The 20,628-nt window shown below is 69.5% G+C and carries 15 protein-coding genes; 4 read left to right on the forward strand and 11 right to left on the reverse strand.

Going from position 1 to position 20,628, the window contains the following annotated elements:
* Positions 1–35: 35 nt before the first annotated feature.
* The gene (locus KOI47_RS18940; protein WP_216205143.1) at positions 36–632 is read left to right on the forward strand and encodes a TetR/AcrR family transcriptional regulator; all 597 of its coding nucleotides are present in this window, start codon (positions 36–38) and stop codon (positions 630–632) included.
* Here KOI47_RS18940 and KOI47_RS18945 read toward each other — a convergent pair.
* The 7 genes from KOI47_RS18945 to KOI47_RS18975 all read right to left on the reverse strand — a co-directional run bounded on the left by KOI47_RS18945 (position 604) and on the right by KOI47_RS18975 (position 8,712).
* Positions 604–1,860: a glycosyltransferase 87 family protein gene (locus KOI47_RS18945; RefSeq protein WP_216205146.1), complete on the reverse strand. Its 1,257-nt coding sequence runs from the start codon at positions 1,858–1,860 to the stop codon at positions 604–606. The genes KOI47_RS18940 and KOI47_RS18945 overlap by 29 nt on opposite strands.
* Positions 1,861–2,021: 161 nt before the next feature.
* On the reverse strand, positions 2,022–2,351 hold the full coding sequence (locus tag KOI47_RS18950; protein WP_216205149.1) for a hypothetical protein: 330 nt from the start codon (positions 2,349–2,351) through the stop codon (positions 2,022–2,024).
* A 220-nt stretch (positions 2,352–2,571) separates the two neighbouring features.
* Positions 2,572–3,678, reverse strand: a complete 1,107-nt coding sequence (ispG, locus tag KOI47_RS18955) for a flavodoxin-dependent (E)-4-hydroxy-3-methylbut-2-enyl-diphosphate synthase (protein ID WP_216205152.1) — start codon at positions 3,676–3,678, stop codon at positions 2,572–2,574.
* 49 nt (positions 3,679–3,727) lie between these two features.
* Complete coding sequence (locus tag KOI47_RS18960; protein ID WP_216205155.1) at positions 3,728–4,693, reverse strand: 4-hydroxy-3-methylbut-2-enyl diphosphate reductase; 966 nt, start codon at positions 4,691–4,693, stop codon at positions 3,728–3,730.
* A 29-nt stretch (positions 4,694–4,722) separates the two neighbouring features.
* Entirely contained in the window at positions 4,723–5,763 is a 1,041-nt protein-coding gene (locus tag KOI47_RS18965; protein WP_216205157.1) for a family 2 encapsulin nanocompartment cargo protein polyprenyl transferase, read from the reverse strand.
* Between the two features lie 7 nt (positions 5,764–5,770).
* Positions 5,771–7,189, reverse strand: coding sequence for a family 2B encapsulin nanocompartment shell protein (locus KOI47_RS18970; RefSeq protein ID WP_232376106.1), 1,419 nt, complete (start codon positions 7,187–7,189; stop codon positions 5,771–5,773).
* A 110-nt stretch (positions 7,190–7,299) separates the two neighbouring features.
* On the reverse strand, positions 7,300–8,712 hold the full coding sequence (locus tag KOI47_RS18975; protein WP_216205160.1) for a family 2B encapsulin nanocompartment shell protein: 1,413 nt from the start codon (positions 8,710–8,712) through the stop codon (positions 7,300–7,302).
* Between the two features lie 771 nt (positions 8,713–9,483).
* On the opposite strand from KOI47_RS18975, the gene KOI47_RS18980 reads away from it, so the two are divergent.
* Together KOI47_RS18980 and KOI47_RS18985 are read left to right on the forward strand one after the other, a co-directional pair.
* Positions 9,484–10,260 (forward strand): bestrophin-like domain, encoded by a 777-nt coding sequence (locus tag KOI47_RS18980; protein WP_216205162.1) that lies wholly within the window; start codon positions 9,484–9,486, stop codon positions 10,258–10,260.
* Positions 10,257–11,489: a DUF6923 family protein gene (locus KOI47_RS18985; protein ID WP_216205165.1), complete on the forward strand. Its 1,233-nt coding sequence runs from the start codon at positions 10,257–10,259 to the stop codon at positions 11,487–11,489. Before KOI47_RS18980 ends, KOI47_RS18985 begins: the two co-directional genes overlap by 4 nt.
* A 260-nt stretch (positions 11,490–11,749) precedes the next feature.
* On the opposite strand, the gene KOI47_RS18990 is transcribed toward KOI47_RS18985, so the two are convergent.
* Both KOI47_RS18990 and KOI47_RS18995 read right to left on the reverse strand, forming a co-directional pair.
* Positions 11,750–11,941, reverse strand: coding sequence for a DUF397 domain-containing protein (locus KOI47_RS18990; RefSeq protein ID WP_216205168.1), 192 nt, complete (start codon positions 11,939–11,941; stop codon positions 11,750–11,752).
* Positions 11,910–12,059, reverse strand: coding sequence for a hypothetical protein (locus KOI47_RS18995; protein WP_216205171.1), 150 nt, complete (start codon positions 12,057–12,059; stop codon positions 11,910–11,912). The genes KOI47_RS18990 and KOI47_RS18995 overlap by 32 nt, the downstream gene beginning before the upstream one ends.
* A gap of 77 nt (positions 12,060–12,136) precedes the next feature.
* On the opposite strand from KOI47_RS18995, the gene KOI47_RS19000 reads away from it, so the two are divergent.
* Entirely contained in the window at positions 12,137–12,529 is a 393-nt protein-coding gene (locus KOI47_RS19000; RefSeq protein ID WP_216205174.1) for a hypothetical protein, read from the forward strand.
* An 11-nt stretch (positions 12,530–12,540) separates the two neighbouring features.
* On the opposite strand, the gene KOI47_RS19005 is transcribed toward KOI47_RS19000, so the two are convergent.
* Positions 12,541–13,098: a hypothetical protein gene (locus KOI47_RS19005; RefSeq protein WP_216205177.1), complete on the reverse strand. Its 558-nt coding sequence runs from the start codon at positions 13,096–13,098 to the stop codon at positions 12,541–12,543.
* Complete coding sequence (locus KOI47_RS35725; protein WP_232376107.1) at positions 13,092–20,492, reverse strand: PA14 domain-containing protein; 7,401 nt, start codon at positions 20,490–20,492, stop codon at positions 13,092–13,094. The genes KOI47_RS19005 and KOI47_RS35725 overlap by 7 nt, the downstream gene beginning before the upstream one ends.
* Positions 20,493–20,628: the final 136 nt, after the last annotated feature.

A 20,628-nucleotide genomic window follows, 5' to 3' on the forward strand; every position in this document is an offset into this window, starting at 1 on the left:
GCAGACCGCCCCGGCGCATGGGTAAGCTGGGCGGTATGCCGCAATCGTTGAGCCCGCGCACCCGTTCCCGGCCCCGGCGAGACGCGCTGCTGGAGGCGGCGATCGAAGTCATCGGCGAGCACGGGGTGGCCGGTACCACCCACCGCGCCGTCACCGAACGGGCCGGCGTGCCGCTGGCCACCGCGAGCTACTACTTCTCCTCGATCGGGGAGCTGATCTCCGAGGCACTGCGCCAGTTCGCCGCGCAGCGGTCCGAGACACTGTCCCCGCCGGCCCGCGCGGACGGGGCCGAGCCGTTCCGGCCCGCCGAGGTGGCCGAATGGGCGGCGGAACGGTTCATCGAGGTGCCGAAGTCCACCCGGCTCGCGTTCTTCGAGATGGTGATCGGCTCGGCCCGGCACCAGGAACTGGCCGAACCCAAGCAGGTCGCGTTGCGCAGCTACTACGAGGCGGCGCAGGCCGGGCTGGCTGCGCTGGACTGCCCGCAGGACCCGGAACGGGCCCGCGCGCTGGTCGCGCTCTGCCTCGGGTTCAGCCTCCTGCGGCTCGCCGACCCGCAGGAGGACGACCGGGCGCAGCTCGGCGCCGCGCTGTACCAGCTGTTCAGCGGGCAGGGGTCAGCGCAGGAGTGACCGGCGGCCGCTGCTCGGCGCCCGGCGGCTCCGGCGGGGTTCGCCCGCGTTTCCCGTGCACCAGCAGCAACAGCCCGAGCAGCACCGGGAACAGCACGTAGGTGTTGCTGAGCACGAAGGTCAGCGGGTTCAGCGCGGCAGCGGCCTCCGGGCCGGTGACCGGCACGTGCATCGGCCGGAGCACGAACACCGTCAGGGTCACCGGCAGCAGCCAGGCCGCGGCCCGGTTCCCGCAGCCGGCCTCGGCGACCAGCAGGACCACCAGCGGCACGGCCCACACCCAGTGGTGCACCCAGGAGACCGGGCTGATCAGCAACGCGAGATACCCGGTCACCAGCAGCGCGTGCACCGGCCTGCCGCCGCGGTGGTAGCGGCGCACCAGCACCACCGCCCCGACCGCGAGCACGGCACCGATCCCGTAACCCACGTACTGCGACCAGGACGCGTCCTCGGTGAGCCTGCGCACCACGGCGCCGAGGGACTGGTTCCAGACCAGCGCCGTCGGCCCGATCCGGGAGGAGTCGAACACGGTGTGCGTCCAGAACCGGATGGTGTCGTGCGGGATGAGCAGCAGCATCAGGCCCTGCGAGCCGAGGAAGGTCGCGGCCGCCCTTGCCGCGTCGGCCCTGCGCCCGGTCAGCGCCAGATGCACCACGAAGATCAGCGGGGTCAGCTTGGTCGCCGCGGCCAGCCCCACCAGCACCCCGCCGCCATGCCGCAGGCGCCCGGTGGCCCCGCAGACCACCAGCAGGTCCAGCACGATGAGGGCCATCAGCACGGAGTTGATCTGCCCGTAGCCCATGGTGCTCCACACCGGTTGCAGCCCGAGCAGCGCCAGGCCGAGCAGTACCGCGCCCCATCCGGGCTGCAGCCAGGACGGCCTGCGCGGTGCCCTGCGCAGCACCAGATAGGCGACGAGCACCACGGCCAGCACCGACACCACGTTCAGCAGCGCCCAGCCGATCTGTTCCGGAACCGCCACCAGCGGCACGAAGGCCAGCGCGGCGAACGGCGAGTAGGTGAAGGGGAGGCGGGCGTACCCGGGTGTGAAGGGAACGATGTCCGAGTCGTACAGCGAGAGCCCGTGCAGCAGGGTCTCCGCACCGGCGCGGTACACCGCGGTGTCCACGCCACCAGGAATGTTCTCCAGGTAACAGCTCAGCCCGCTGATCACACAGCCGGCCGCGGCGATGGCCAGCAGCAGCCATCTCCCCCAGCGAAACCGCACGGCGTCTCCCCCGGTCCTGACCACCCGAACCCAGCGGTCAGGAAATTACCAGGTCGGACTCCGGCCGGTGATCGACCCCCGGCCGAGCGATGCCTGCCCGGCCACCACGGCGAGCCGTCGCACCCGCCGTCGCCGCCCCTCACCGGGCAGGCACCCGCCGGTCACATCACATCGACGTGATAGTTGGCGACCCGCGCCGAACTGAGCAACCCGCCGTGACATTCCGCGACGGAAGGACCGAAACCGACCTCGGTCCAGTTGCCCCGCGCGTACCAGGAGGAAAGAATTGACGAGCAATGCGCCACTACCCGGTACGAATACGGCGGATAGGGCACGTGGTAACAGTTCACCGAGATACCCTGGCCATAGGAGAAGCCATAACGGAACGCATGACAACCCGGAGGAGGGTGATCCGAAGCCGAGGCCGGGACCGCTGCGAGCCCGACAACGGCGACGACACCCGCGAACATACCGACAATTTTGCGTACCATGATGACTCCCACCCCGCGAACCGAGGAAACGATTACTTGACAACTAGCAGAGTAGAAGGACGAAGGAATTACTTGCAATCACCGGATAAGCGACAATTAATCGCTGGGGGTGACCGCGGCTGCTCCAAGTGAGGGAGCGGGCAACCGTCCGGAGTGGTCGGTCGAACCGGACAATTCTCCGGTCCGTAGTGTCCGGCCGCAGCCGGGGTCTCGTAGTCGATCACGATCGCTCCGACCAGTCCCTGCTGAGCGCCTCCTCCAGCAGGGTCTCCACGATCTTGCTCTCCGGTACGGTACGCACCACCTCGCCCCGGACGAAAATCTGGCCCTTGCCGTTACCCGAGGAGACCCCGAGATCGGCCTCCCTCGCCTCGCCGGGGCCGTTCACCACGCAGCCCATCACGGCCACCCGCAGCGGAATCGGGAAATCCTCGAAGGCCGCGGCGACCTCCTCGGTCAGCCGGTAGACGTCGACCTGCGCGCGGCCGCAGGAGGGGCAGGACACGATCTCCAGCCTGCGCGGTCGCAGGCCGAGGGACTCCAGGATCTGGCTGCCCACCTTGATCTCCTCGACCGGAGGCGCGGAGAGCGAGACCCGGATCGTGTCGCCGATCCCCTCCCCGAGCAACACGCCGAAGGCCACCGCCGACTTCACGGTGCCCTGCGGCGGCGGCCCGGCCTCGGTGACGCCGAGGTGCAGCGGGTAGTCGCAGCGCTGCGCCAGCAGGCGGTACGCCTCGATCATCACCAGCGGGTCATGATGCTTTACCGAGAGCTTCAGATCGCCGAAACCGTGCTCCTCGAACAGGGAGCACTCCCACAGGGCCGACTCCACCATGGCCTCCGCGGTGGCCTTGCCGTACTTGGCCAGCAGCCGCCCGTCCAGCGAGCCCGCGTTCACTCCGATCCGGATCGGGATCCCCGCCGCCGAGGCCGCTCGTGCGATCTCGGCGACCTTGTCGTCGAACTTCTTGATGTTGCCGGGATTCACCCGCACGGCCGCGCATCCGGCGTCGATCGCGGCGAACACGTACTTCGGCTGGAAGTGGATGTCCGCCACCACCGGGATCTGCGATTTGGCCGCGATGGCAGGCAGGGCCTCCGCGTCGTCCTGCGAGGGCACCGCCACCCGCACGATCTGGCAGCCTGCCGCGGTGAGTTCGGCGATCTGCTGCAGGGTCGCGTCCACATCGGCGGTCACCGTGGTGGTCATGGACTGCACCGACACCGGGGCGCCGTCACCGACCGGCACGTCGCCGACCAGGACACGCCGGGACGGCCTGCGGGCCAGCACCGGTCCCGGCATGCCCAGTTCAACGAGACTCATCGAGCAACCTCCGGAAAGCATCGACACGTCGGACACAAATGCGGGCTCTTCACCGCACCGCCGAGGGCAGGGTGAAGTGAATGGTTTCGCGGGTCGTCTCCCGCGCGTGCACGGTGACCGGCCCGAGCGCGCCCAGCGCGGCGATCACCTCGTCGACCAGGCCCTCCGGGGCCGAGGCGCCAGCGGTCAGGCCGACCGTGCCCACTCCGGACAGCCAGTCCGGCCGGATGTCGCCCGCGTCGTCGATCAACTGGGCCGGGGTGCCCTGGCGCTGGGCCAGCTCGACCAGCCGGACCGAGTTGGAGGAGTTGGCCGAGCCGACCACCAGCACCAGATCGGACTCCGCGGCCACCCCGCGCAACGCGTCCTGGCGGTTGGTGGTGGCGTAGCAGATGTCGTCCGAGGCGGGACCGCGCAGCAGCGGGAACCGTTTCCGGAGCGCGGCGATCACTTCCTCCGTCTCGTCCACCGACAGGGTGGTCTGGGTCAGGTAGGACACCCGGCTCGGGTCGGGCACCCGCAGGTGTTCCACCTCGGCCACGTCCTGCACCAGCACGGTGTGCTCCGGCGCCTCACCCAGGGTTCCCTCGACCTCCTCGTGCCCCGCGTGCCCGATCAGTACCACGGTGTCGCCGCGGCCCGCGAACCGGCGCGCCTCCGCGTGCACCTTGGTCACCAGCGGGCAGGTCGCGTCGATCACGTGCAGCCCGCGCCGCCCGGCCTCCTCCCGCACCGCAGGCGAGACACCGTGCGCGGAGAACACCAGGGTGGCCCCGTCCGGGACGGCGTCCAGCTCGTCCACGAACACCGCGCCCCTTGCCTCGAGGTCGGCGACCACGTGGGTGTTGTGCACGATCTGCTTGCGCACGTAGATCGGTCCGCCCCAGTGCCGCAGCGCCCGCTCGACCACGTCGATGGCGCGCTCCACGCCGGCGCAGAACGAGCGGGGCGCGGCCAGCAGCACCGTGCGCGGCCCGGCGACCCGGCGCCAGGCAGGATCATCCGCATTGATCATGTTCGTCCACTCCGATGAAGGAAATAGGGTCAGCGGTCGCGCCGGGTGACCAGCCGGGCCAGCGCCTCCAGTTCGGCGCCTGCCCGTGGTCGCGGGCCTGCCGACGCGAGGTCGCGCAGTGCCCGCGCAAGCAGCTCGTCGGCCTGTTCCTGGCTCCACTCCCGCGCCCCCGTCGCGTCGATCAGTTCCGCGGCGCGGATCAGCTCCGCACCGGACAGCGGCTGCTCGCGGTAGTACAAGGTGGCCAGTTCCTCGCCCTGCGGGGTGTCCGAGGTGAGCGCGGCGACCACCGGCATGGATTTCTTGCGGTTCTGCAGGTCCGAGTAGACCGGTTTCCCGGTCACAGCGGGCTCGCCCCAGATGCCGAGCAGATCGTCGACGAACTGGAAGGCCAGTCCCAGCTGCGCACCGAACCGGCGCAGCCGGTCCACCTGCTCGGGCCGGCCACCGGCGAAGGACCCGCCCAGCGCCGTGGTGCAACCCAGCAGCGCCCCGGTTTTACCCTCCGCCATCCGCAGGCATTCCGCCAGCCCGACATCGGAACGGGTTTCGAAGACCAGGTCGGCGCTCTGCCCACCGACCAGCTCCTGCACCGCGGTGGCCAGGGTCCGGATCCCCTGCTGCGCCGCCGGATGGCCGCTGCGGGCGAGCACGTCCAGCGCGAGGGTGAGCAGCGAGTCCCCGGCCAGGATCGCCGCCCCGACCCCGAACAGGCTCCAGGCCGTCGGCCGGTGGCGGCGGGTGACGTCGCCGTCCATCACATCGTCGTGCAACAACGAGAAGTTGTGCACCAGCTCCACGGCAACGGCCGCCGGTACCGCGTCCGCGGGCCGCCCGCCCATCGCCTCGGCGGCCAACAGCACCATGGCCGGCCGGATCGCCTTGCCGGCGGCCTCGTCCGATGACCGCCCGTTCTCGTCCCACCAGCCGAGGTGGTAGCCGGCGATGTGCCGCATATCCGACGGCAGCGTGTCCACCGCCGCTCGCAGCGCGGGATCGACAAGGCCGCGGCTCGCGGACAGTACCTCCCGCACCGGCCTGCCCTCGGTCATCACCTCCGGGGTGGCCATCAGCGGCTCAGCCTTCCCGGCCGATCTCGACGTGCTCGAGTACGCCGAGCGCGTCCGGGACGAGGACGGCCGCCGAGTAGTACGCGCTGACCAGATAGGACAGGATCGCCTTGCTGTCCACGCCCCGGAACCGCACCGACAGCCCTGGCTCGTACTCGTCGGGCAGCCCGGTCTCGTGCAGCCCGATCACCCCCTCGTGCTCCTCTCCGGTACGCATCACCATGATCGAGCTGGTTCCGGTATCGGTGACCGGGATCTTGTCGCAGGGCAGCAGCGGCACCCCGCGCCAGGACATGGCGTGGTGACCGCCGACGTCCAGCGCCTGCGGGTAGATGCCACGGCGGGTGCATTCCCTGCCGAACGCGGCGATCGCGCGCGGGTGCGCGAAGAAGAACTCCGACCTGCGCCGCTTGCTGAGCAGTTCGTCCATATCGTCCGGGGTGGGCGGGCCGGTGCGGGTCTGCACCCGCTGCCGCGGGTCGGTGTTGGCGAGCAACCCGAACTCCGGGTTGTTGACCAGTTCGTGCTCCTGCCGTTCACGCAGGGCCTGAATGGTCAGCCGCAGCTGCTGCTCGGTCTGGTCCATCGGGTTGTTGTAGAGGTCGGCCACGCGGGTGTGGATCCGCAGCACGGTCTGGGCCAGACTCAGCTCGTACTCCCGCGGGCCGGCGTCGTAGTCCACGAAGGTCGCGGGCAGGCTCGGCTCCCCGGCGTGCCCCGACGCCAGCGCGATATCCGCCTCACCGAGTTTGTTCCGCGGCTCCGGCCGCTGCGCGCGGACCCGGTCCAGATGCTCGCGCAGCCGCTCGGACTGGCCGAGCAGGTCCTCGAACCGCTCCCTTGGCAGGGCCAGCACGGTGCACGGGGTCACCGCCTGCACCGTGAAGTCCCACAGGCTTCCCGCCTCCAGTAGCACCGCGGAACCGAAGTGCTCGCCATCGGCCATGGTGGCGAGCACGGTGCGGTCGCCGTACTCTCCCGCCCCCATGCGGTTCACCTTGCCGTGCGCGATCAGGTACACCCGGTCCGCCCGGTGCCCGAACTCGGCGATCACCTCGCCCGGCTGGAACTGCTCTTGCTCGAACCGGTCGGCCAGCGCATCCAGCACGTCCTCGTCCTCGAACCCGCGCAGCGGGGCGAGCTCGCGCAGTTCCTGCGGGATCACCCGCACCGAGGAACCGGTGTGCACGAAGGTCACGGTCCCGTCACCGACGGTGTAGGTGAGCCTGCGGTTCACCCGGTAGGTGCCACCCCTGGTTTCCACCCAGGGCAGCTTCCGCACCAGCCAGCGCGGCGAGATGCCCTGCATCTGCGGCACCGACTTGGTCGTCGTCGCCAGCTGCCGCGCGGCCGCCGTGCCGAGGCTGTGCGGTGGCCTGCCCTCAGCGCCCGCTTCCGGCTCGGCCGTTTCCGTTGTCGCCGTCACAATGGAGCCCACCAATCTGTGCTGTTGCCCGTGGAACGCTGTGCCTTGTGGAAAGCGTCAAGCGCGCCGGCCCGTTCGCCGGCGGCGCCTGACGCCGTAGGTGCGGCCGCTCAGCCCGCCCGGCCGATCTCGACCCGCTCGAGAATGCCGAGCGCGTCCGGGACCAGCACGGCCGTGGAGTAGTACGCGCTGACCAGGTAGGAGATGATCGCCTTCTCGTTGATGCCCATGAACCGCACGGAAAGGCCCGGCTGGTACTCGTCCGGCAGCCCGGTCTGGTGCAGCCCGACGACGCCCTGCTTCTCCTCGCCCGCCCGCATCAGCAGGATCGAGCTGGTACGGGTCTCGGTGACCGGGATCTTGTTGCACGGGAACATCGGCACCCCGCGCCACGCGGGCACCATATGCCCGCCGATGTCCACGCTCTGCGGGTAGACCCCACTGCGGGTGCACTCCCTGCCGAAGGCCGCGATGGTGCGCGGGTGCGCGAGGAAGAAGGTCGGCTCCTTCCACACCGTGGCCAGCAGCTCGTCCAGGTCGTCCGGAGTGGGCGGACCGGAGCGGGTGTGGATGCGCTGCTTGAGGTCGGCGTTGTGCAGCAGGCCGAACTCCCGGTTGTTGATCATCTCGTACTCCTGCCGCTCGCGCAGGGCCTCGATGGTCAGCCGCAGCTGCTGCTCGGTCTGGTTCATCGGCTGGTTGTAGAGGTCGGCGATCCGGCTGTGCACCCGCAGCACGGTCTGCGCGACGCTGAGCTCGTACTCCCGCGGCGCCGCCTCGTAGTCCACGAAGGTCCCCGGAAGATCCGGCTCTCCGCTGTGGCCGGAGGCCACCTCCACCTCGGCCTCGCCGTAGTCGTTACGCGCCGAGCTGAGACTCGCCCGGTACCGCTGCACGTGCTCGCGCAGCTGGCCAGACTGCTCGAGCAGCTGGTCGAAGGCCCGCTGCGGCAGCACCAGCACGGTGCACGCGGTGGTCGCCTTGACCGTGAAGTCCCAGATGCTCTGCGGGTCCAGCAGGGTCTCGTCGCCGAAGTGGTCCCCGTCGGCCAGCACGTCCAGCGCGGTCTCGTCGCCGTACTCGCCGGGACCGTACCTGCTCAGCTTCCCGTGTGCGATCAGGACGGCCTGGTCGGAGAGGTGGCCGAACTCCACCACCACGTCACCCGGCTCGTACTCGCGTTGCTCGAACCGGTCGGCCAGCGCGCTCAGCACCTCCTCGTCGTCGAACCCGCGCAGCAACGGCAGCTCGCGCAGTTCCTGGGGGATCACCCGTACCGCGGAGCCCGTGGCGGAGAACGTCACGCGCCCGTCGCCGACGGTGTAGGTGAGCCTGCGGTTCACCCGGTACGTGCCACCCTTCGTCTCGACCCAGGGCAACATCTTCAGCAGCCACCGCGAGGAGATGCCCTGCATCTGCGGCACCGACTTGGTCGTCGTCGCCAGTTTGCGCGCGGCCGCCGTGCCGAGGCTCTGTGGCCGCTCGTCCCCGACGTTGGACTCCACCGGCTCAGTGACGGTCACTACGTACACCACCAATCCTAATAATACGAGCGGAGCAGAAGATCATTTTTCGGGATTGACCAAAGACGACACTGATCGAATCGAACAGTGATCATTAACGACAATACATCCGGATCGTCGGCCCAATTTCCCCCCGAGGGTTCCGGTGGGACCGCCAACTCAACATAGCAAGCGGAAATCGGGGCACAAACACACGATCGGGTACCGGCACACTCTCACTCGAATGCCAGGGCTTGCGGGTAAAAATACCGATCCGTTCCCGGCGTCCACCTGGGACCGCTGTACCGGCGGGCCGCCATGCCACCGGGTGGGTGGCCACCGGGCGACTGCCGACCTTGCACCGGCGAGCGCAGTGTGGACACGAGCGGACGAATGTCGCCGATACCCTCCGGAACCGACAGCCCTGAGCTGCGCAAACCGGACATCGATGAGGACGTTCGTCCGGAAGGGACGGTACGTACCCGCCGTCGCGAGCCACGGACCACGATTGGCGCAGCGTGGTCGGCAACCGCGTGAAGATCATATCGACTCACCCCTCGCCCACGCGGCGTACACCATTCTTCACTGCTCCGTTTCGGCGAGACCCGAAGCAACCGTATTCATCTCTCGGATGAATTGTCCCCGGCACGCTTGTCGGTGCCGCCCACCCGTCACTAACTTCGTCACCACATCGGGTGGCGAGCGGCGGTGCGGAATCGGCTGCGTCACGTTCTGGGGTTGGGCGGGACTCTGCTCCCCGCTCCCTGCTCCCCGCTCGCGGAAAGGAACGGAATGAACATCTATCTCAGTGGGCTGTTGTGGATGCTGGGCGCCGCGGTGGTCGGCGGCGTGACCGCGTACCTGGTGCGCAGGTTCGGCCGGGACGAGGGCAGGCTCGACAACAACGACGCCGCTGGGCAGGTGTTCACCATCATCAGCGGCCTGCACGCGGTGCTGGTGGCCTTCGTACTGATCTCCCTGTTCGACGCGGTACACGCCGCGCGGGACGGGTTGCGGCAGGAGGCGGGCAGCGTGATCGCGGTGGTGTGGGCCGCCGACTCGCTGTCCGAACAGGCGAGCCAGCGGGTCCGGGAGATCAGCGAGTCCTACCTGGAAACGGTGATCCGGCAGGAATGGCCGCAGATGCGGGCCGGGGACGAGGTCACAGGGCCTGGGTGGACCCAGTTGCAGCAACTGCACCACACCATCAACGACGCTGCGATCGAAACCGACGAGGAGTACTACGCCACCCAGAAGTCCGAGGCGGTGCGCCAGGTGCTGGCGACCTACCAGGCACGAGAGGAACGGATCACCAGGCTGGTACACGGTGATGTCGGCGCGGTGGTGTGGTTCGCGCTGGTGCTCGGCGGAGTGATCGCCATGCTGCTGCCCAACCTGTTCGGCGGTACCAAGATGATGACCCATGTGGTGATCGTGTCCACGCTGGCCGGCACGATCGCGCTGCTGCTGTTCGCCATCCACCAGCTGCAGAACCCGTTCGGCGGCGCGGCCAGAGTGGAGCCCGAGGCGTTCGAGGCCGCGCTCGAACGGTTGCGTCAGGCACCATGACGGCTGCCCGGCCTCGCCACCGGCACCGCGGCCCTGCGCTGCTGGCCACCGTCCTGCTGGTACTCCTGCTCGGCCCGCCGGTGCTCCCGGCCCGGGCCGCGCCGGGCTGTGCCATCCTGCGGGTGCACGCTGGCTCGGTGCACGGTCCGTCCACATTAAGCCGGGTGGAACTGCCCGCGGGCACCGCGACCCGGATCCGGCGGTTCGGGTACGAGGTGAACGCGATCGGGTACTCCCCGGCGCAGGGCCGTGGCTACGGCATCGCGACGCAGGAACGGCACGGGTACCGCCCCGGCTCCTGGCACCGGCGGGGGCAGGTGGTGAGCTTCGATCTCGAGGGCACCGTGCGGGAGCACGGGCCGCTGCGGCATTCCGGGCGCAGGCCGCCGTGGGTCTCGATCCGGCAGGCCACCGCCGGCGCGATCTCCGGCACCCGCTGGTATGTCAAGTGGGGCAGCAGCCTGCAGGTGGTGGACATCGACCCGGACAGCCCCTCGTTCCTGCATGTGCTGCGCAGCACCGCGCTACGCCCGGCCTCGGTCGCCGGCGCGGTGCACGACTTCGACCTGGACCCGGCCGACGGCGCCCTGTACGGGGTGTCGACCAGGCCGAAGGGCCGGGCGGCCGTGGTACGCATCGATCCGGGCAGCGGTGCGGTCCGGCGGCTGCCCGGCCCGCACCTGCCGCGGGCGAGCGCCTACGGGGCGGCCACCCTCGGACCGGACGACGCGCTCTACGTCACCGCCGACGTGGCCCGGCAGCGCAGCCGGTTGTACCGGGTGCCGCGGGATGGTTCGGCGGCGACCGAGTTGTCCGCCGGATCGCCGGTGGTCAGCTCGGACGCCACCGGCTGCCTGCCCGTGGTGCGGCCGCCCGCGCCACCGACCCCGGCTCCCCCACCGCCGGTACCCCCGTCACCCGTACCGCCGTCACCCGCGCCACCGGCGCCAACCAGCACCACCCCGGCCGCGCCGGAACCGGTGGTCCCGCCCGCGACCACTCCGGAACCGGAGGGAACCACCCCGCCACCGGCGCGGCCGGTGCCCCCGCGATCGCCCGCGCGCCCCCCGGTGAGCGAACCCGCGCCGACCGGCTGGTCACCGCCGCGCGCACAGCAGGCCGCCGAGCAGCGTGCCGACGCCACCGAGCGCAAGCGCCGCTGGAGCCTCGCCGTACTGGTCGTGATCATCGCCGGAAGCGCAGCGGCCCGGCACGTCGGCCGCCGCTGACCCGCGCCCGCACGGGAACAGCCAACACGTGCGCGTGGGCGGCAAACACGCCGGTCCGGTCGTGTTTGCCGCCCACATCCGCGCGTTGGCCCGCCACGCGCATGCGTTGGCTCCCCACGTCCGCGCGTTGGCCATCCATGCACGCGAGTTGGCCGTTCCGGTAACCGAGTTTGCTGTTCCCGTAGGCGAGCTTGCCGCGCGCCAAGGCGGGGGACCCCGGATCGCTCCAGGGTCCCCGCCTCGATCGGTGCGCCGGGAGCTCAGCCCGCCGTCCGGCCGTCCTTCACCGTGGTGAGGAAGGCCCGGTAGGTTCGGTCGGTCAGGGTCAACGTTCCGCCGTCCCGGTTCTTGGTGTCGCGAGTCCTGGTCCGCGTGACGCCGACCGCCAGCTCGACGCACTCATTCGCGTTACCGCTGCGGCTACTCGTGCGCCACCTCTCGTGCGTGTCCATCGTCCCTCGTCAGCTCGTCCAGTGCCGCCTGTATCCGGGCCGCGGACTCCGCGGCCGGTAACGCCACCGCCACCGTGTCCTCGAATGCGCCGAGAAAGGCGGCGACATCCTTGCTCATTGTCCACCAGGTCGCCACCGGCGGCGGATTCGAGGTAGACCGAGTACGGGTCCTCGGGGTCGTCGAAATCGAGCACGATGGCCGGGCCGGACATGGCCCACAGCTCCGGCGGTGAACGGCACGATCTGGATGGTGATGTTGTCCCGCCCGCCCATCAACTGGCCGGGCACGGTGAACAGCGCGAGACCGTACTCGGCCACCGCGTCCCGCTCGTCGCGGCGGAAGGCGACGTACTTGGCATGCAGGTCGGCCTGGTACTCCACCACCGTGGTGTCCTGCCGCGCGGCCCGCAACAGACCGACCGCCTCGGCCCGTTCCTCTCCACCCACGCCCTGACCACCGACCAACGGCGCCTGGCCGCCATCAGCATGGACGCCCTGCTCGACGAACTCGCCCACCGCCGCTGGGAGAAATGGGCCTTCGGCATCGCCACCCACCCCCTGGGCATCGCCTTCGTCCCCAGCCAGTAACGGCAGGCCACTCAGAACAGATGTCCGAAGGCCAGCGCGATGCCGAAGAACAATCCGGCCCAGCCGAGGAACCGCAGGACCCCGAACCGCCGGACGTGGGTGACCCCCGCTGGAGGGTCCGCCGGCGCGGCGGTACGCACCTGCTCGATCCGCTCCCGCACCCGGCGTTGGTACCGGTTTCCCCAGAGCGCGTTCCACAGCGAGCTGCCGCCCACCCCAACGCCGATCTCGGAACCGTCCCGCAGCACCAGTGCCACCGCGGGATCCACCTCGACGGAGCTCACCTCGGACCACGGTATCCAGTACCGGTTGAACCAGTTCTGCACCAGCACGCCGCGTTCGAACAGCACCGTCTTCGAGGTCAGGATGGCGCCGATGAACCACAGCCCGGCCGAGCCGATCAGCAGCACCGCGAGGTACTCGCCGAACGGCAGCCTGGCATGCGGCCCGTTGATCGCGCCGCCGAAAACCAGGAAGCCGATGAAGATCGTGCAGACGAGCCCGAAGCCGAACTCGAACCAGCGACGAACCGTCGCCTTCCTGGTCCCCAGTGATGCGGTGTTCAGCAATACCTCGATCCCTTGAACGCACAGGTGAACGCGTAGCCGACCCAGCCGAACAAGCCGGACAGGAACTGGTTGACCAGCAGGTTCACCCTGGTGACCACCCAGTCTATTCGGGTCGACTGCACTCTCGTGTATCTCGTCGTATGGGTCTTGCGAACGAACGGCGACTTGCGGTTACGCAGGCTCAACGCCCCCTTGCCCCCGACATACCGGGCGGCCGCGGCGCCGCCACCGATCGAAGCCAGGTTCGCCGCCGCCTTCCCCCAGTCGATATTGTGCCTGGTTGATATCCCTTCCGCGACGACAGTCGTCACCGCTACCGCCGCACCCGCCACGGCACAGACCCCGGCGGAGACCACAATGCACCCGACGGCCAGCCCGGCGGTGATGTAGTCGCCGTACTCGTTGGCCTTGTCGGCCACCCAGCCCGCAGCCTCGTCGACGGCGTTGCCGATGCCCTCGGCGATATCGCACACCAACCAGCACTTGCCGCTCAGGTCCGTGGTGTTGACCGGATTCGCCCCGGCGTACTCGTAGGCGTTCGCCGAGCCCTCCGGGTTCGGATCCACGGAAAGGAACCTGCCGAGCAGCGGGCTGTACGGCCGCGCCCCCATCTGTACCAGGGAGAGTGAACCCGCGTGCTCGTAGGGCCGCTGGTGCTCGCCGAGCCAGCCGTAGTCCATCTCGCCCGGCTGGTTGTCCGGTACCGCGTCCGGATCCACCGCACCATCGGCGCCGATCGGCTGGCCGTAGGGACCGTAGTGCCGCAACGGCCCGTCCTGGCGCCCCTCGCCGTCGCTGGTCAGCACCAGGTCACCACGAACGCTGGGGTGGTCCCAGGTGGTAGTGGTCTCTCCGGCCCCGGTCCGCAGGGTGTACAGCACACCGCCCGGTAGCGACACCGTCCTGCTCAGCAGCCGCTTGTCGGCGCTCAGCGTCACGGCCGCGTTGTCGTTGTCGCCGAGATAGCACTGCAACACCATGGCGGTGCTGTCGCCCTCGCTCACCCCGCGGGAGGTGATCCGGTCGATCGCGTCCCGCTGGTAGCTCACCGAGGCCGCCTCCGGCCCGGTGGTGCGGGCGGTCAGATTCCGGCCCGCGGTGTCCCAGCCGAGGTAGGTACTGTGCCCACCCTCGGTGATCTCCACCGTGTTGCCCGCCGCGTCGTAGTCGAACCCGGCCGCCAGCGCGCCATGTGTCGCCAGCAACCGGTCCGCGGCGTCGTAGCAGTAGCCGGTCTCGGCGGTACCCGACGCCGTCGTGTCCACCAGCGCGACCCGGTTGGTGTTGCGGCCCGCGTTCGCCCTGGTGCCCTCCGGGCAGCTCGCGGCCGCGTCCGAGGTGAAGTCGTAGCGGTAGTGGTGCCCGCTGAGGTAGGCCTCGGTCATCCGGCCGACGCTGTCGTAGGCGTAGTTCGGGCCTTCGGGCCGGGCATCCACCCCGGCCAGGCTCTCGTCCACGACGGTCCCCGCGCGGGTACGGGACACCGCCGAGCGGACCTCGGTCCCGTCGGCGAGGCGCCAGGTCCGGCTGGTCTCACGGCCCGCGACGTCCCTTCCGACCGCCGACAACGCGGAGCCGTTGGCGTAGGCGACCGAGGCTAGCTCGCCAGCCTGGTTGTAACTCGCCGTGGCCAGGGTGGTGTCGTTCAGGGTGGTGGACAGCAGCCTGCCCGCGTCGTCGTAGGCGAAGGTGCTGACCTGCTGCGCGTCTGCGGCGTCCGGCAGCACGACCGTCTCGGTGGCCACCCGCCCCATCGGGTCGTACTCCTTCTCCGTCCGCACCCCGTGCACGTCGGTGTAGCTGACGGTCTGGCCGAGCAGGTTGGTCTTCGTGGTGACGGTGCCGTGGTGATCGGAGACCGAGGTGGTCAGCGGGTCACCGTCCACCGCGTAGTCGTAGCGCACCACCCGCTCGCCATCGGCCGAGTTCGCCGGGTAGGTCTTGGTGGCGATCCGGCCACGCGCGTCGTAGGTGGTGCACGCCCAGCCCGCGCCCGCCAGATGATCGGCGACCGCCCTGCCGAGCAGGTCGTACACCTGCTCCTCCACCCGGTTGGTGCCATCGGCCGCGCTCGGCGCGGTGGACTTCTTCACCAGGCCGGACTGGAGGACGGGATCGGCCTCCGCGGTACACGGATTGTCCCTGGTTTCGGTGTCGCCGTAGTACCCGTAGCTGGTCTGCGCCCCGCTGGGCATCGTGCGCGTCGTGCGCCGCAGGAAGCCGTCGCCTGGGGTCTCGTAGGTGACGGTGCCCGCCATCGCCAGGCCATCCGGGTTGGCCGTAGCCCGCTCGACGATGCCGAAGGCCGGGTCCAGGTTCTCCCCGTAGGTGGTCACCATCCGCTTGTCGGGCACGCCCTCGGACTCCCGTTCGGTGGTCGAGGTGACCAGGCCGTAGTCCGGGGTGAGCTGCTCCCGCGGCACGACAGTCCAGTCGAAACCGCCGAGCTGCTTCCAGGTGAAGTTCAGGTTGTCGCTGGCACGAGTCTGGTCACCGGTCAGCGAGTAACGCTGGTACTCCACCCGCAGCCGGTGCTTGCCCGCCGAGAGCTGGATCGGTTTCCGCCCGTCGTTCACGGTGCCGGCGCCCGCGACGTGCCCGGCGATCTCCTTCTCCGGCAGCTCCCGGTCGTAGAGCGCGACCTCGTCCAGTTCCGCCTGTGCCGTACCGCCTTCCGGGCGGCGGCCGATCGCCAACGGTGCGCTGTTGGCGGCGCCGGACTCGGCGAACGTACCCTCGCCGACCTTCTCCCCGTTGAGGTAGAAGGTCACGTTGTTCTCGGCGTCCCTGGTGACCGCGACATGGCTCCATTCGTCGGCCACCACCGACTTGTCCGACTTCAGCCACTGCCAGTCCGACGAGCCGCCGACCTGGCGCAGCTCCATGTTCAGGTCCGGCGTCAGGGACAGCTCGAACGGCATCGCCGCGCTGTTCGACCCGCCGTACTTCGAGATCAGGTCGTGCCAGCCGTTCCCGTCGAGGTTGTGCCGGGGCTTGACCCACAGCTCGATCGTCATCGGCCCGGTCAGGTCCAGCGCGTCGGCGTCCGGGACCTCGGCCTTGCCGCCGGTGAAGTCCACCGCCCGGTTGTTGTCGTCCGGCATCGCGCCGGAGCGCTCCTGGGTGTACCCGCCGGAGTAGGCGCCCTCCCGTCCGTTGCCGGAATGGTCCCGCAGGGTGCCGTCGGTGTCGGCGAGGCGCCAGTAGGCCAGCGGGCCGGAGTCGGCCACGCTGGGCGCGTAGGTCCGGTTGGCGACCAGGTTGTCGTCCACGTATACCCGCATGCCGTCGGTGACGTCGTCCTCGGCGGTGCCGAAGACGTACTCCCCAGCCTCGTCCACCTGCACCAGCCCGGTCATCCGGCCGGAGAACTCGTCCGGGTCGATGCCCGGCGCCGGCGGGGTGCTACCCCAGTCGGTGTTCGGCGCCGAGGTGGAGTAGGTCTCGGCGGCCCCGGACATATGCGGGTTCGTCCACCACGTCCCGGACAGCCCGGTGTAGCCCTCGTCGTACCGGCTGATCTTGTGCGGGGTGTCCTCGCAGCCCTCGGGCGCGGGGTCCAGCGGAATCCGGTTCTCCCCGAAGCAGTGCTCAGGGGCGGGGCCGGACTCGTGCATCGGGTTGCCCTGGGAGTCGTGCACGATATGCGTCACCCGGCCCGCCGGGTCCTTCTTGATGACCATCTGGTCGTCGTGCCACCAGGTGTAGTGCGTCGTCGCCCCGGTGGCGTCGGTGTCGGTCAGCATCCGGCCGGAGAGGTCCTTGGTGATCCGGCGGACGAAGCCGGTGTCCGGATCCATCCCGGCGACGTCGATCTCGGTCCAGTCCGGACCGTAGGTGTAGTCCTTGCGCTGCCGCTGCGAGGGGGTCTGGGTGAACCCACTCGGCTCCGGGGTCTTCGTCCAGATCGCCCGCCGGTTGCCGTCGTAGCCGAACTGGTGGTTCGGCGCGGTGCTGTTGCGGTCGGCCGGGCTAGCCATGATCCAGTCCATCGACAGCGGGGTCCGCATCTGGTCCAGCAGATGCGTGCTGCCGAAACCGTACTGAGTCCACTCGCCGCCCGGGTTGCCGAGCGCGCCGAGCTTGCCATTCAGGTAGTACAGCGAGGAGGTGGCGCCGTCCGGCAGGCGCACGGCACAGAGATACCCCGCCGGTGCGGGCCAGTCGTAGGCACTCCACGGGTCCCGCTCGCAGGCCGGGTCCATCGTGTCCACGTTCCCCGAGGAGTAGTGCAGGGTGATGGCCCTGCCGGAGACCGGATCGAGGACCTTCGTCAGGCGCGGGACCACCGCCGACGTGTCCAGTGTGGACCATTCCATCCGCGCGGCCGCCGGCTTGCGTGCGTCGGACGGCGCGGTGATCGACTCGAGTCCTCCGGAGGAGTTGAACACGAAGGTCGTGCCATCCGAGTCGATCAGTGTCAGCCTGCCGTCCTCGTCCCGGGACAGGGTGCCGTACTCCCCTGGCGGCGGCGCGTACCCGCCGTCGGACTTCTTCGTGTAGGAATGCGCCGCACCGGAGGCGTCGGTCAGCACCACGGAGTTCTCGGTGAACGTCGCCTTGGTGTAGCTGGCGCCTGCCACGTCGGAGCCCACCGACATGGACCAGCCCGGAGGTAGCGAGGGCGCGTTCGGCGAGAGCCAGGACGCGGGCACCGGAACCGGGCTACCCCCGTCCTTCTCGGCCCAGAGTTTCATATGCGCGAAGACTGCGCCCTCGCGGTACTCGATGCGGATCGGGTACGACCGGTTGGCCTCCAGTTGCCTGGCGGTGGCACCGTCGAACTTCGGTGGGTCGTCCAGCGGGACCCAGGTGTTCCACTGGTCGTAGACACTCTCGTCCCCGATCCAGATGCGCAGCCCGTCGTCGTGCACCCCGCCGAAGCGGTAGCTACCGGACTCGGGCACCCGGAGGTAGCCCTGCCAGCGCACCCGGAAGCCGTCCTTGGCGATCACCGGGTCGTAGGGCGAGGTCTTCTGCCAGTCGAAGGAAACCTGGGAGTCGGTGCGCACCAGCACCGGTTCTTCGTCCTTCTCGATACCCTCGGTCGAGTCCCCGGTGAAGTACTCGCCGACCAGCCCGGTCTCGTCCACGGCCTGCGAGTTGTAGGTCAGGTCGACCGAGACGTCCCCGCCAACGGTGTGCATCGGCGGCGTACCGGTCGTGGTGATCAGGTTCCCGGTGGAGAGGTTGACGTTCACCGGACCGGTCTCGTCCCCGGGTACCGCGTCCTGCAGGCCGAGCCGCAGGTCGACCTTCAGCTTGCGGGCGGGAGCGTACAGGCTGCGAGTGTCCGGGCCCTTGTCCCTGGACCGCACGGTCCAGGTGTAGTTCACCCCGTCCTCCAGCACGCCTGGTGGGACCTGCCAGGAAGGGGTGTCCAGCCAGCCGGACTGGGCCACCAGGCCGGAGCGGCCGTCCGCGCCGGTACCGATGGAGAACTCGTACTGCACCGTGTCGTTCTCGGCGTCATCCACGGTCCCTGCGCTCAGGGTCGGGCGCTTGTCCGCCACCACCGCCCGGTCCTGGGGCGCCTGTAGCGCGGGTACCCCGGGCGTCTCGTTGTAGCTGGCGAAGTTGTAGACCGGTGAGTAGCTCCATTTGTTGTCCGGCATATAGGGATCCCGGACCCTTGCCTGCCAGTAATATCGCTTGTTCCACTGCAGGGTCGGGGTATGCCAGTCCGCGACCGTGCCTCCCTCCCCGACCTCGGCCTGGTGCGAGGCGAAGTGCCGGTTCATCACGTCCGGATCCTCGGAGAGGAAGAACTGCACCGTCATCGGGTCCGAGTTCGGGTCGGTGACGTCGACGCCGATATGGAAGTTCCTGGTGTGCCACCGGCAGTCCTCACCCGAGCAGCCCCGGTTGGCAGGCTGGCTCGGCCAGTCGTTGAAGTCGACCGTGACCACCGAGGCGCCCCCGTCCGGACCGGCCTCGGCAGCGGCCATCTTCTTCCATGAGCCCTGCCCGTCCCCGGCGGTGTCGATCATCAGGCCGTGGTAGGCCCAGGCACCGGAGGAGAAGTTCCGCACCCAGTCGGTAATGTCCACATGGGACCACTTCTTCCGTACCCCGGTGCTGTCCCGCCATGCGCCGCCGACACAGGGCCGGTTGTTCCAGGTGATGGTCGACTTGTTCCAGGCACAGGGCACGTCGTGCAGCCGGAACCGGGTGGGTGTGGTGAGGTTGGAGTGCACCCAGAAGCCGTGCCACTCGGCTTTGATGATCTGCTTGTTGCGTACGTGCGACAGGTCGTAGTACGCGAAGGTCTGGTTCCGGCCCGCACCCGGCCAGTACCCGATCTTGTTCAGGTAGCCGCGGCCGTCCTCCCAGTACACGTCGTAGTTCGTGGTGGGGAAGGCACTGGAGACGAAGGCGTCATACGCGGCATACAGCGTGTGCGTGTGCAGGCCGGGGTCGACCTTGATCGGGAACTGGCGTTCCGGCGCGTTGATCCAGTCCCGGTCGGCGGACAGCACCACCCGCCAGCCACGCTCGTCGGACTCCAGCCGCTGGGACACCGGGCCGTTGCGCCACTCGCCGGAGCGGGTGTCCTGCGCCGAATCCCACATCACCGGTGCGGGCACGGTGAACTCCACCCGCCCCTTGTCCCCGTGCACCAGGATCCGGCCGTCCTCCTGTTGCCGCGGCCGCAGTCCCTCGTCCAGGTGCAGCCGGAAGGTCCATTCCGGATCGTCGATCGCCTTGTGCAGCACGAAGGTGTGCTTCACCCCGGTGGCCGAGGTACGCAGCTCCAGGTCCACCCCGGGCTGGACATCCGGGTAGAGCGCGACCTCGCCGTTCAGCTTCGGGGCCCGCTCGGCGAGTCCCTCGAACTCCAGCCGGGCCGAACCGGAGCCATCGCCGGAGCGCACCTGGATCTCCGGGCTGCTCGCGGTGCGGGCCGGCAGCTCCATCGGCACCGCGGCGGCCTTGGGCTTGATCCGGCCGTGCTTCCGCTCCAGCGAGGCGTCCGCGGGCACCATGGACCGGCCGTCCTCGCCGGGCACGTTGACGACTTCCTGGTACAGCTTGGCGGTTTTGGTCCCGTCCGGGTTGGCGAAGATGGTCGCGCTGGGGTGCCGTTCCACCACCCTGGACTCACCCTGCACGAAGCCGCTGCCGCGCTTCTGCTGGCGGGCGGCGGCGTCCGGATCGGCGATCTTCTCCGGTTGCGCCGAGGGCCGTTCCCGCGAGTAGTCGCCCGCGGGCATCTCCGGCCGCACCGACGATCCCGGTTCGCTCGGCAACGGTTCCACCCGGCCGCCTCCGGGCTCGGCCCGGGCGCCCTCCGGCGCGGCAACCCCCACCACCAGTGAAAGACCCAGCGCGAACACCACTACCGCGATGATCGCGTGTAAGAACCCCGAGCGGGCAGGACGAGACCGTCTCATCAGCACGAATGACCCCTCTGTGGCAGCCCCGGCAGGACCGGCGAGCAAAGCATCCGAAAACTACGTTGCGGCCATTGAGGACAGATACCGCCGAACGGAGCAGTCGGCGATCAAGTCGCGTATGTCACCGGAAAAC

This window comes from Amycolatopsis aidingensis (assembly GCF_018885265.1).
GTDB classification, from domain to species: domain Bacteria; phylum Actinomycetota; class Actinomycetes; order Mycobacteriales; family Pseudonocardiaceae; genus Amycolatopsis; species Amycolatopsis aidingensis.

What these genes read in the sequence shown, in the direction of transcription:
- KOI47_RS18980 (WP_216205162.1), top strand. Translation starts at nt 9,484, where the DNA reads ATGAACATCTATCTCAGTGGGCTGTTGTGGATGCTGGGCGCCGCGGTG.
- KOI47_RS18990 (WP_216205168.1), bottom strand. Translation starts at nt 11,941, where the DNA reads ATGGACACGCACGAGAGGTGGCGCACGAGTAGCCGCAGCGGTAACGCG.
- KOI47_RS18960 (WP_216205155.1), bottom strand. Translation starts at nt 4,693, where the DNA reads ATGATCAATGCGGATGATCCTGCCTGGCGCCGGGTCGCCGGGCCGCGC.
- KOI47_RS19000 (WP_216205174.1), top strand. Translation starts at nt 12,137, where the DNA reads ATGGCCGGGCCGGACATGGCCCACAGCTCCGGCGGTGAACGGCACGAT.
- KOI47_RS18965 (WP_216205157.1), bottom strand. Translation starts at nt 5,763, where the DNA reads ATGGCCACCCCGGAGGTGATGACCGAGGGCAGGCCGGTGCGGGAGGTA.
- KOI47_RS18995 (WP_216205171.1), bottom strand. Translation starts at nt 12,059, where the DNA reads ATGAGCAAGGATGTCGCCGCCTTTCTCGGCGCATTCGAGGACACGGTG.
- KOI47_RS18940 (WP_216205143.1), top strand. Translation starts at nt 36, where the DNA reads ATGCCGCAATCGTTGAGCCCGCGCACCCGTTCCCGGCCCCGGCGAGAC.
- ispG (WP_216205152.1), bottom strand. Translation starts at nt 3,678, where the DNA reads ATGAGTCTCGTTGAACTGGGCATGCCGGGACCGGTGCTGGCCCGCAGG.
- KOI47_RS35725 (WP_232376107.1), bottom strand. Translation starts at nt 20,492, where the DNA reads ATGAGACGGTCTCGTCCTGCCCGCTCGGGGTTCTTACACGCGATCATC.
- KOI47_RS18950 (WP_216205149.1), bottom strand. Translation starts at nt 2,351, where the DNA reads ATGGTACGCAAAATTGTCGGTATGTTCGCGGGTGTCGTCGCCGTTGTC.
- KOI47_RS18985 (WP_216205165.1), top strand. Translation starts at nt 10,257, where the DNA reads ATGACGGCTGCCCGGCCTCGCCACCGGCACCGCGGCCCTGCGCTGCTG.